Genomic DNA, 11,649 nt, shown 5'->3' with positions numbered 1-11,649 from the left:
TATACTATTTTCGTTTATTTCAACAAAAAGTTCAAACCAACATTGATGCTCGAACGACTATTGGTCACTGCAGAATAATCATTTTGTTTAAAAATGTCCGTTAATCCGCCTTGTCCTTCATATTCAAAGAACAATTTCAGTTTATCGTTGAGTGGGATTTTAACGCCAATTCCAAGAGCCAAACCAAAATCGGTTGAATTGAAACTATCCGTTACATCTGTACCGAATCTCACCTCTTCAGCATTCAGCAAAAAGCCAACATAAGGTCCAAATTCTAAAAACCAATTTTTATTATTGCCAAAATGCCAACTAGCCATAACCGGTACTGTCAAATAATCCAAATTATAATCGGTTATATAAGACCCGAAATCATCCTCAATAAACCCATTATCCCAACCTTTTCGGTCGTAGATTAATTTTGTTTTAACACTCCAAGAATTTGAAAAATAATAATCCATAGAAGCACCTAAATTAAAACCACTACCGGTATCCGACGATTCATAGGAATCTGAAACCGATGAACTATTATAACCAATATTGAATCCAAACTCAACATCACCCTTTTTCTGAGCAGATACAAAGGTTGTTAACCCTAATACCATCATCGCTGTTACTACAATTTTCTTCATGTCTTTTTTGTTTTTTGATGAATCAAAAATAATCTTTTTGAAAGAAAAATAGATTACTGTTTATATTTCTTTTAAAACTTTAACTAAATAATCAATTTCTGTTTTGGTGTTGAAATGGCTAAACGAAATGCGTAAGCTTGGCTTTTTCAAATCTTCTTCCGAAAGCATTTCTGCCAATACATGCGAAGGTTTGATACTTCCACTTTGACAAGCACTACCTCGGGAAACAGCTATGCCTTTCATATCTAGATTGAATAAAATCATAGTTGTCTTCTCCGGAGAAAAAGGCAATAACACATTTAATATATTATAAAATGTATCGGTTCCATTTTGTTTTACCGCTGGAAAAGCCTCTGATAATCGGTCAAAACAATAGTTTTTCAAATCGGTTATGTAATCTCTTTCATTAGCCAAATTATCATAAGACAACTGCAATGCTTTTGCCATTCCTGCAATTTGATGAACAGATTCTGTTCCCGCTCGCCAACCTTTCTCTTGTTCTCCACCAAAAAACATGGGCTGTAATACTAGATTTTTACGAACAAAAGCAAAACCAATTCCTTTCGGACCATGAAATTTATGTGCACTGGCCACTAGAAAATCAATTGGTAATTGTTGCAAATCCAATTCGGTTTTACCGATAGATTGTACTGTATCGCAATGAAACAACGCTTTATTTTGGTGACACAGCACTCCTATTTTCTCAAGGTTATGAACGACACCCGTTTCGTTATTAACGTGCATTAAGGAAACAATGGTTTTAATATCAGCTGATAGAAAATCACTCAATTGATTATAATCCAAACTTCCATCGGGAAGTGTTTTTAGAAAATCTACCTGAATTCCGAATTCTTCTTGTAAAGCTTGTACAGTGTACAAAGTGGCATGATGTTCTTGTTTTGAAGTAATGATTCTTTTTACGCCAAAATCTTTCACGGCACTTCTTAAAATCCAATTAGTCGCTTCTGTAGCACTAGAAGTAAAGATGATTTCCTGCGCGTTGCAATGTAAATATTTGGCAATGGTCTTTCGGGAAGTTTCTATAACGGCTTTGGCACTTCTACCTATACTGTGCGTGGAAGAAGGGTTACCATAATCAGATTGCATTACGCTTATCATTTCGGCAATAACTTCCTGACGAATTGGTGTTGTAGCGGCATTATCGAGATATACTTTTTGCATGGTGCAAATATAAAAAAGTACTATCCTAATTAAATGATAAAAGATAAATTTAATAGTATAAAAAACTTATTTTTGCTAAAAATTACTATACCAATGAAACGAATTTTAGGGTTATTAGCCATAGTTTTATTTATGAATGCCTGTGACGATGGTGAATTAACCGTTGACACTATAAATTTTGATGATGTACCGGTTCAAAAGTGCAGCCAAAAAGAGATTCTATACAAAATAAGCGACTCAAAAATGTTGATTTTGGCAATCCCTTTAGAAAATTTCCGAACTGATGAAACCCCTGAAGGCAATCCAGATGAAGTAGAAATTACCGGCAATATTCAAGTGGTTTACAGACAATATAACGCGGCGCCAACTTCGGCCAATATTTGTGACCTTGTTACTTCTGCTACGCCAAACTTAATTGAGGAATGGAACGCCACATCGGGAACGATTCAAATCACTTCAACCGCCATAAAATCAGTAAATTCAATTACCGGAATTACCCAGATTACCGGTTACAAACATTATATAGTTTTTAAAGACATTACCTTTTTAAGACCTGATGGCTCTACCCAAGCCTATTTAGGAGAAGACACTTTTGTTTTTGGTAATTACAATGCCACTATCAGTCCGTTAGCCTTTGGATTTGATGAAGAAGCCAGCAAAAGTACTTGTGACAGTGACAATCGTATTTTCAATTTTAATAGTAGCGAAGCCTTTATTTTAGATTTAGCCGATTATGCTAATTTGTTCCAAAGTTCTGAAACTACCACTCCTAGAATAGCTTATATCAGTGCGACCAATAAAGTAAACTACCGATTGTATTCGGGAACGATAAACAACGCTTATTTTTGTGCTGCATCTGTTCCGGCTACGCCAACGCTTGCCCAAAGTTGGATTGCCAATAATGGTGTAGAAGCCGAAGGAACCGGAATAATTGAAGTAACTACAATTCTGGCTTCACCAGGCTTTTTTGAGCATACAATCCGTTTAAAAAAAGTAACGATGACCAAAGGAAACAGTAATTTTTATATGGGTGACGATTATTTATACGGGAAAGTAATCACTCCTGAATAGAAATAAAAACTATTATTAACGCTTTAGATTTTCTTGTTTTTATAAAAAAGTAACATGCCAAACGACTGTGTCAGCTATCAAAAATCGGGTTATTTCTCTAAACTAATCGTAGATTATTTAGAGGAAAAATCAGAATTGAAAGCGCTTTACAATCGGTTTCCGACTCTGGAAAACTTCAAACAACAGCTTGAGGAAAAAACTAAAAACTATCCTATAGATTATCGAAAAGCATTGGTTACTGCTTTACATAATCAATACAATGGATTTGAAATTTCTGAAACGACTAAAGCTAACATTGCACTACTTTCTAACTCAAAAACCTTTACAATAACAACCGGTCATCAGCTGAATTTATTCACCGGCCCATTGTATTTCTTGTATAAAATTGTCTCTGTAATCAATCTTTGCGCGGCGTTAAAACAAGCTTATCCTGCGCATAATTTTGTGCCCATTTATTGGATGGCAACAGAAGATCACGATTTTGAAGAAATCAATTATTTTCATTTCAAAAATGTAAAAATTAAATGGGACAGAGAAAGTTTTGGTCCGGTTGGCCGACTTTCAACAGCCGGTTTAGAAGAGGTTTATGAAGTTTTCGGCAAAGATTTAGGACTGGGCGAAAATGCCGCTTACTTAAAATCTTTATTTGACAATAGTTATTTAAAACATTCTAATTTGGCAGATGCTACCAGATATTTGGCGAATGAATTGTTTGCCGAAAAAGGGTTGGTAATCCTTGATGGCGATGACATTTCGTTGAAACAATTGTTTATTCCTTTTGTTAAAGAAGAATTACTCAACCAAACGTCATTCAAAAACGTCACACAAACCAATGCAGCCCTAAAAGAGTATAACATCCAAGTCAACCCAAGAGAAATTAATCTTTTTTATATCGAAGATAACATTCGGGAACGGATTGTATTTGAAGATAACCAATACAAAGTCAACAATACCAATCTTACTTTTTCTGAAGAAGAGATTTTACAACTTTTAGAAACAAATCCGGAACAATTTAGTCCTAATGTCATTCTAAGACCGCTTTATCAAGAAGTAATTTTACCAAATCTCTGTTACATTGGCGGCGGCGGAGAAATTGCTTACTGGTTACAATTGAAAGCTAATTTCGAAGCGAATGCTATCACTTTTCCAATACTTCTGGTGCGAAATTCTGTTTTATTGACAACCGAAAAACAAGTGCAAAAAGCAGACAAACTCAACCTGTCTTGGCAAGATTTATTTAGCAAACAACAATCCTTATTTGATAAAAAAACGCAAGAGTTCTCACAATTCAATTTAGACTTTACAGCGCAAAAAGAACATTTAAAAAAGCAATTTGAAGCTTTAAACCACATAGCCACTGAAACCCATAAATCATTTACCGGTGCCGTAAAAGCACAAGAAATCAAACAGATTAAAGGGTTAGATAACTTAGAAAAGCGTTTACTAAAAGCAGAGAAAAAAATTCATTCAGAAAAATTAGAACGAATTATTCAATTGCAGAACGAATTGTTTCCCAATCAGTCGCTTCAGGAAAGAAGAAACAACTTTAGTGAATTCTATCTCGAAGCCGGAAATGAATTACTTCAAAAGATATTGGATGAACTCCATCCATTAGAACAAAATTTCTCTATAATAACTTTATAATTTGACTTGGAAATCCTTAAAAAAGGACTACTTTTGCACCCAAATTAAAAAACAAACAAATGGCAACGAATAGAACATTTACAATGATTAAGCCTGATGGCGTTGAAAACGGACACATCGGTGGAATATTAAATATGATTACTGAAGGTGGTTTCAGAATTGTATCAATGAAATTAACGCAATTGACTGTAGCTGACGCTCAAAAATTTTACGCAGTACACTCGGCTAGACCTTTCTTCGGAGAATTAGTTGAATTCATGACTCGCGGACCAATTGTTGCAGCCATCTTAGAAAAAGAAAACGCTGTAGAAGATTTCAGAACATTAATTGGAGCTACTAACCCTGCTGATGCAGCAGAAGGAACTATCCGTAAAAAATACGCTACTTCAATCGGAGAAAATGCGGTTCACGGTTCAGACTCTGATGAGAATGCAGCTATTGAAGGTGCTTTTCACTTTGCAGGAAGAGAGCAATTTTAGTATTCAGTGTTCAGTTAGCAATAACTTAAACTATTCATAAATACATAATCCCGTTTCAATAGAAACGGGATTTTTTTTCTTAACACTTTAATATAAAACATTTAGCTATATTTACGTCCCCTTAATTTTTTTGAAGTGAATAACCAACATTGTCTGAATATAGAATACAAAACGGAACTTTTTTTTGAAATCTCCGCCGATTTATTTTTTATCGCCGGCTATGATGGTTATTTTAAAAAAGTTAATCCGGCTGTGCTTCATTTACTTGGCTACAGCGAAGAAGAAGTGTTAGCAAAGCCCATTAATGATTTTGTCTACAAAGAAGACCTTGAAAAAACAGTCTTAAGTCGGGAAAGAGTAAAAAGCGGAAATCCATTGCTCAATTTTGAAAACCGATATATTACCAAAAACGGCGAAATCGTTTGGCTATCCTGGACTTCAATGCCACATATCGATAATGAATTGGTTTATGCCATTGCCAAAAATATAACCGAAAGAAAAAAGCAGGAAGAAGAGCGTAACACTTTGCTTACGAACATCAAGAAAATCAATAAAGATTTAAAAAAGCTTACCTATACGGCTTCTCACGATTTGCGTTCCCCGGTTAACAATTTACTTTCCGTATTTGAATTACTCGATGTATCTAAAATTGAAGACGAAGAAACGAAAGAGTTTATTGAAATGCTCAAAATTACTTCGGTAGGATTGCAAAAAACGCTCAATAATTATGTAGACAATATCAGTCATCATGACCAATTGAATATTAGTGTAGAACCATTATCCTTAGAATTGGTTTTTAACACTATCATCCAATCCATTCAATCTCAGATTAAAGATTCCAAAGTAAAATTTGTTACCGATTTTTCTACCTTTGACACTATTACCTTTAACAGAGTTTATCTTGAAAGTATTTTTATTAATTTAATTACTAATGCTATAAAATATGCTCAAGTCAATTTGTCGCCGGTAATTACTATAAAAACCCAAATGAGCAACGGCATTGCACAATTGGTATTTGCCGACAATGGCCGAGGACTTGATATTGATAAAGTCAAAAATAAGATTTTCGGACTTAACCAAAAGTTCCACAACAACATTGACAGTCATGGTATCGGACTCTATTTGGTTTACAATCATGTAATAGATATGGGCGGACAAATTGAAGTGGAAAGCGAAATCAACAAAGGCACCACGTTTACTATCAGTTTGAGAAAATAATACTCGCGATAGTAATTCCACCTGATTTTTTGGAACGTATTTAAAAAAATCTATTAACTTCGAGTTTGTATTTTTAAAATAATATGAAATCAACAGTAGTCATTGCCAACAGATTCAGAGAAGTCATTTTAAACGGAACTTGGATTGCCAATACCAATTTCAAACATCAATTATCCGATACCCATTGGGAAATGGCAACTATTAAAATCAATAATTTAAACACCATTGCCATTTTAGCGCAGCACATTCATTACTATATTAATGGTATCAATAACGTTTTTAAAGGCGGAACACTTGACATAAAAGACCAGTTCAGTTTCGACTTTCCTCCTATTGATTCTCAAGATAAATGGGATCATTTTTTAACCCAATTATGGACTGATGCCGAGACATTTGCGACTTTGATTGAACAAATGCCCGAAGAAAAACTGCTGGAAGGATTTGTAGAGGAAAAATACGGCACTTACCAAAGAAACATTGACGCTATGATTGAACATGCTTATTATCATTTGGGCCAAATTGTTTTGATAAAGAAAATGATTTTGGAAAATAAAAAATAGAGTAATTCTAGAAAAATTATCCTTTTTTGATTGTAACACTTTTATTTATAAAACTACTAAACATCTTATCAATCATTATTAATTTATCTACTATGAAAAAACAAGTATTTGTCGCATTAGCCATCTTATTCCTTTCGGGTTCAGTCATGGCACAAGAAACCACAGAAAAGAAAGACAGTAAATTTGAATTGGCGGTCAATGGAAAATTAGGTTTTGCCCGATTAAAGCAATCCGGTATTCCTGCTTTGAATGGAAATTTAACCGGAAGCGATGTCTTATTGGCCTATAAAATTAGTCCGAAATGGGATTTAGCCACCGGTATCGGATTTTATGAATTCAACGCCAATACAATAGTAGCCGGTAATTCTGCCAGTTTAAAGAATTCGTATTTACGTATTCCTTTGCAATTTAATGGAGACTACAGTCTTTTTAAAAGTGACAAGAACAATAGTGACAAAATGTTTTTTACCATTGGGTTAGGCTTGTACGCCAATACCATTTTAAAACAAGAGTTAGAAGCCGTTACCGGAAATGCGGAAGCTAAAAATTTAGGCTGGAATTTTGGTTTAACCACGCAAGTCGGTGCCAAGTTTATTGTAAATGATGACATTAATATTGCCATTGGTTTAGAAAGCCAAAGCGACATGACCAAAGCCAAAAAAGACGGTGGCGAACAAAAACTGGAACAGTTTAACGGTATGTATTTCAGATTAGGGTTTAAGTTTTAAGACTTATACTTTGCAAACGAAAATAATCCCGTATTGACATCTCAATACGGGATTATTGTTTTTTACTCCTTTTTGACACTTTCCAGCATTTCCAAGCCCTCCCAGCCCTCAAACGAGCTTCGGACTCCCTCAAACAAGCTTCGGACTCTCAAGAACGAGCTTCGGACGCCTTACTTTACGCTTCGGAGGACAACAAACGAGTTTCGGACGCCATCCCACCAGCTTATGAATACAAAAAATGGTCTTCGGACAAAAAAGAACCAGCTTCGGATGATGTCGAAGGCACAACTGAGAGTGAAAACGAGGCAACAGATAAAAAACCAAGGATAACCTAAACCCTACTCTTTACGCCCGACGAAAACCTAAAAAACACGATAAGCTGATTTATTTTATGAGAAATGAAGGCGATTGAAGGGGATTATTTATATTTGAGGAAGGGTTGGTTTTAATGCTTATCAACTAATTATGGGCAAGACACTAAACCCATATATGGAAAATCGTTAGTTATGCCTTATATGCTTTGAAACTAGAGTGCTTATAGGCCAAAAAAAATAGAAGTAATATGGATGAAATTTTTGAAATCATAGAAAATATTTTCAGTTCTGGCGGCTTTATGCCCCGATGGATTTGCGGGCAGTGGTCAGATACGCTCGGTTGGCTTTACATTATGGCAAATATCGCAATTGGATTAGCCTACTTGTCTATCCCGATTCTCTTGTACAAATTTGTCAAAAAAAGGAAAGAAAGAATATTTAATAGGGTGTTCATATGCTTTATGCTCTTTATCTTTTTTTGTGGCACAACGCATTTTATGGACGCTATTATATTTTGGTTTCCATTATACCGGCTAAATGCAGTAGTCTTATGCATGACCGCATTGGTATCTTGGATTACTGTTTTTGTGCTTTACCGCTTCATACCAAAAGCATTACAGTATCGATCGCCTGACGATTTACAAGTAATTATTGAAGAACAAACGAAAGACTTAGCCATTGCCTACCAAAAGTTATCAATAAGTGAGAATCAATTCAAGACACTGGTAAATAGTAATCCGGATATCATTACGCGTGTAAACAAAAATTTAACTTATCAATTCATCAATGATTCGATTCGCAAAGTACGGAACATGGAAGCTGAAGATATTATTGGTAAGAATATCAGGGAAGTGAAGGGAGAAGGCGATGACCAGATAAAGGAATTATTCATTCGCCACGTAGAATCTGTTTTCAAAACAAATAAAACCGAAACGTTTGAATTTGAAATGAATACTAATATCGATCAGCATAGCTATTTTGAACTATCAGTCATACCGCTTGAAAATCAAGGGGGTGAAATACCTGAAGATGTCTTAACAATAACCAGAGACATTACGCATCAAAAACTCTATGAGCTGGAACTTAAACGTAATATTGATAATCTGGAGTTATTGGCAGATCGGATAGAAAAAAAGAGGGAGATCTTAGAAAGCTTTACGTATATTGTTTCACACAATTTAAGGTCACCTGTTGCCAATTTGGCGGCTTTGTTAAATCTGTTGAAAGAGGAGACAGATGACGATATGCGAAACATGTTCATTCAAAAAATTGACATCGCCTTTGAAAACCTTTCTACTACAGTAACGGATTTGACGAATGCCGTTCGAATACGACAAGATACTGAAATAGCGAAAGAAGAACTTTTCTTTCAGGATATTGTATCAGGTCATATAATCAATCTGGAAATGCAGATTAAGGAAACAGCTTCCACTATTGCTTACGATTTCAGTGCTTGTGAGAAAATTAATTATCCAAAAGTTTACCTTGAAAGCATTTTTTTAAACTTATTAACCAATGCGATTAAATATAGGTCGCCAAATAGGGCTCCACAAATAATCTTTAAAACGTACATCGATAAAGATGGAATGATTAGCTTAACATGTGAAGACAATGGAACGGGCATTAATCTACAAAAGCATGGAGCAAAACTTTTTGGACTAAATAAAACATTTCACGAGCATCCAGATGCGAAAGGTAGAGGCTTATTTATTACTAAGAATCAAATCGAAACCATGGGGGGCACGATTTATGCTGAAAGTGAAGTAGATAAAGGAACAAAATTTATTATCTATTTTAATGTCAATAATTCTTAAATTAAAAAAAATTTGCTAATTTTAAAAAATAGTTGATCTAGACTTTTGACCATTTCCTAAAAAAACATTTATGAAAAAGATAAACACTTTTTGTATTATAGACGATGATGATATCTATCAGTTTACTACATCACTTTTGCTGAAAAAGAGTGACCTGGTAAATAAGGTTATCGTGTTTTCAAATGGGCTGAAAGCTATTAACTTCCTAAAGGATGAGATGGGCAATATAGAAAACATTCCTGACGTTCTATTTTTAGATATAAACATGCCTGTTATGGATGGATGGGAGTTTTTGGAGGAGTACCTGCTTATTAGGCCTATGATGCCTAAAACAGTAGTAATTTATATGGTGAGTTCTTCTGTTGATGAAAAAGATGTTTTAAAAGCTAAAAGTATCAGCGCACTGTCAGGTTATTTGGTAAAGCCAATATCAAGCCAAAATATAATGGAAGTTATTTTAGGAATTCTTAATTGAGTTTTGTTCTCACATCAACTTTTAAACCAATTGGAACACAGATTACATTTTTAAATTAAGTTCACCGCAAATCTCCAATATGTTTGAGCTAAAGAACACAATGGGCAAATAATTCACCCTAACAAGTTCACCACGTATCTATCATTATACTACCTAAAAAATAGAAACTTAATCGAAATTTTATTTGTAAATATTGTCCAAGTACTAATTTCAGTCCTTACTTAGCAAAAATTTGATTAGTTCATTACGTTAAAGTGGACGAAATGGCCAGCCCATAACAGCCGCTAAAACTAATGGCTAGGTTTTCTTTAAATTGTCAGTTTCTTTTTCCTAACTTCGCTCCTACTTTGTGGAAAAAACTCGGTTCCCAAGCCGCCACAAGTTCTAGCATAGGAACGTTAGCGGATTTGCTTAAAAAAATAGAGAATTCAATAACCTGACACAAAAAATACAGAAAGAAATTTAAAAATCAATATTTTAGAAAAATCAAATTCAAAAATTAAATAAACTTAAAATGAAAAAAACTCTGATTATCGCTTTATTAATATGTTTTAGCAGCAAAATCAATGCACAAAAAAAAGTAGTAGCTGAAGGAATTACCAGTCCAACACATCAAAAATATTTAAATAAAATAGTTTTTGCTTCTGAATACGATGATGTAAAGAAAAACTCTGAAATTGAATCAAATTTTAAAAATGAGTTTGATTTCACTCCTGATAATAAAATTTTTTTTAGAGCTTATTTCGATAATTCTATATATAATTATATAAGACCATTAGCTAAAGGTGATGGTGCAAAAGATATTAAAAATTATGCGATTGCCTTCAATTTTTACATCGACAATGTTCTCTCAAACGAAAGACAAAATAGTGTTTATAAATCATTAGAAGAGGATGTAAAGAAAACTTGGACAACTTTTAGGGGTGCATTAAAAAATAATGAAAAAGAGGTATATGTAGGCGAAGAAAAATTTGAAGAGTTTTTAGCAGAAAACACAGATTTACTATCATCAGGAAAACATAAAATAAAAGTTGAAATGTATCCAGTTTTAATAGATCTATATGGTGAAGTTATTACAAAGTTTGATGTTATCGCTTCGGGCGAGTTTACTTTAGATGCGAAAAAATTTATGTTGGATTCAAATAATGAAGAATTGTGTTTGGGGAAAAATGTAATGAATGATAATGCACTGATAAAAAAAATAGCTACAGCTCATTCTAGCGGTGATGGATTTAAAATTACACCAAATGATGTTAGAATTTTTTCAAGCTCCTGGATAACTGAACGTAATAAATATAGTGGAATTATAGAAGGTCGGTCTATTTCTGTTTTAGTTGGTTACAAAGACCCGAAAAAAAATAAATGTTTTAAGCGATATTATACAGTTTATCAGGACTATATAAGCTCAAAGTTTTCAGATGTAATAAAATTTAAATGGAATGAAGCTATACTACCTGAAAAAATAAATTGTAAATGTATTAACCTGTAAATAAAATTCAAAACCTCAAGTTCCAAAAGAATTTGAGGTTTTATTA

At 33.9% G+C, this 11,649-nt stretch carries 11 protein-coding genes; 9 read left to right on the top strand and 2 right to left on the bottom strand.

All coding sequences use genetic code 11. The features are described from left to right. Nucleotides 1-14 precede the first annotated feature (14 nt). Nucleotides 15-629 (bottom strand): porin family protein, encoded by a 615-nt coding sequence (locus tag C8C84_RS10235; RefSeq protein ID WP_121313549.1) that lies wholly within the window; start codon nt 627-629, stop codon nt 15-17. A 60-nt stretch (nt 630-689) separates the two neighbouring features. Further along, a complete protein-coding gene (locus tag C8C84_RS10230) occupies nt 690-1,811 on the bottom strand; it encodes a cysteine desulfurase family protein (RefSeq protein ID WP_121313548.1) in 1,122 nt (373 codons plus the stop codon). Between the two features lie 93 nt (nt 1,812-1,904). Between C8C84_RS10230 and C8C84_RS10225 the strand changes: the two genes are divergently transcribed. The 9 genes from C8C84_RS10225 to C8C84_RS10185 all read left to right on the top strand — a co-directional run bounded on the left by C8C84_RS10225 (nt 1,905) and on the right by C8C84_RS10185 (nt 11,603). Next, on the top strand, nt 1,905-2,882 hold the full coding sequence (locus C8C84_RS10225; protein WP_147406839.1) for a hypothetical protein: 978 nt from the start codon (nt 1,905-1,907) through the stop codon (nt 2,880-2,882). Nucleotides 2,883-2,936: 54 nt separating this feature from the next. Continuing rightward, nucleotides 2,937-4,526: a bacillithiol biosynthesis cysteine-adding enzyme BshC gene (bshC, locus tag C8C84_RS10220; protein ID WP_121313546.1), complete on the top strand. Its 1,590-nt coding sequence runs from the start codon at nt 2,937-2,939 to the stop codon at nt 4,524-4,526. Nucleotides 4,527-4,585: 59 nt separating this feature from the next. Then, on the top strand, nt 4,586-5,005 hold the full coding sequence (locus C8C84_RS10215) for a nucleoside-diphosphate kinase (RefSeq protein WP_121313545.1): 420 nt from the start codon (nt 4,586-4,588) through the stop codon (nt 5,003-5,005). Between the two features lie 135 nt (nt 5,006-5,140). After that, nucleotides 5,141-6,223, top strand: a complete 1,083-nt coding sequence (locus tag C8C84_RS10210; protein WP_233549772.1) for a PAS domain-containing sensor histidine kinase — start codon at nt 5,141-5,143, stop codon at nt 6,221-6,223. An 83-nt stretch (nt 6,224-6,306) separates the two neighbouring features. Then, nucleotides 6,307-6,783, top strand: a complete 477-nt coding sequence (locus C8C84_RS10205) for a DUF1572 domain-containing protein (protein ID WP_121313544.1) — start codon at nt 6,307-6,309, stop codon at nt 6,781-6,783. Nucleotides 6,784-6,875: 92 nt separating this feature from the next. Then, on the top strand, nt 6,876-7,511 hold the full coding sequence (locus C8C84_RS10200) for an outer membrane beta-barrel protein (protein WP_121313543.1): 636 nt from the start codon (nt 6,876-6,878) through the stop codon (nt 7,509-7,511). A 562-nt stretch (nt 7,512-8,073) separates the two neighbouring features. Next, nucleotides 8,074-9,639 (top strand): ATP-binding protein, encoded by a 1,566-nt coding sequence (locus tag C8C84_RS10195; RefSeq protein ID WP_121313542.1) that lies wholly within the window; start codon nt 8,074-8,076, stop codon nt 9,637-9,639. A 70-nt stretch (nt 9,640-9,709) separates the two neighbouring features. Further along, nucleotides 9,710-10,114, top strand: coding sequence for a response regulator (locus C8C84_RS10190; protein WP_121313541.1), 405 nt, complete (start codon nt 9,710-9,712; stop codon nt 10,112-10,114). A gap of 514 nt (nt 10,115-10,628) precedes the next feature. Beyond that, on the top strand, nt 10,629-11,603 hold the full coding sequence (locus C8C84_RS10185; RefSeq protein WP_121313540.1) for a hypothetical protein: 975 nt from the start codon (nt 10,629-10,631) through the stop codon (nt 11,601-11,603). The last annotated feature ends 46 nt before the right edge of the window (nt 11,604-11,649 follow it).

This window comes from Flavobacterium sp. 102, from assembly GCF_003634615.1.
GTDB lineage: Bacteria > Bacteroidota > Bacteroidia > Flavobacteriales > Flavobacteriaceae > Flavobacterium.
Note: the sequence above shows the minus strand (reverse complement) of the source record. Positions and strands in the feature narration are given on the sequence as shown.

Coding starts and splice junctions, on each gene's coding strand:
- C8C84_RS10225 (WP_147406839.1), top strand. CDS start 1,905: ATGAAACGAATTTTAGGGTTATTAGCCATAGTTTTATTTATGAATGCC.
- bshC (WP_121313546.1), top strand. CDS start 2,937: ATGCCAAACGACTGTGTCAGCTATCAAAAATCGGGTTATTTCTCTAAA.
- C8C84_RS10215 (WP_121313545.1), top strand. CDS start 4,586: ATGGCAACGAATAGAACATTTACAATGATTAAGCCTGATGGCGTTGAA.
- C8C84_RS10235 (WP_121313549.1), bottom strand. CDS start 629: ATGAAGAAAATTGTAGTAACAGCGATGATGGTATTAGGGTTAACAACC.
- C8C84_RS10200 (WP_121313543.1), top strand. CDS start 6,876: ATGAAAAAACAAGTATTTGTCGCATTAGCCATCTTATTCCTTTCGGGT.
- C8C84_RS10205 (WP_121313544.1), top strand. CDS start 6,307: ATGAAATCAACAGTAGTCATTGCCAACAGATTCAGAGAAGTCATTTTA.
- C8C84_RS10190 (WP_121313541.1), top strand. CDS start 9,710: ATGAAAAAGATAAACACTTTTTGTATTATAGACGATGATGATATCTAT.
- C8C84_RS10230 (WP_121313548.1), bottom strand. CDS start 1,811: ATGCAAAAAGTATATCTCGATAATGCCGCTACAACACCAATTCGTCAG.
- C8C84_RS10195 (WP_121313542.1), top strand. CDS start 8,074: ATGGATGAAATTTTTGAAATCATAGAAAATATTTTCAGTTCTGGCGGC.
- C8C84_RS10185 (WP_121313540.1), top strand. CDS start 10,629: ATGAAAAAAACTCTGATTATCGCTTTATTAATATGTTTTAGCAGCAAA.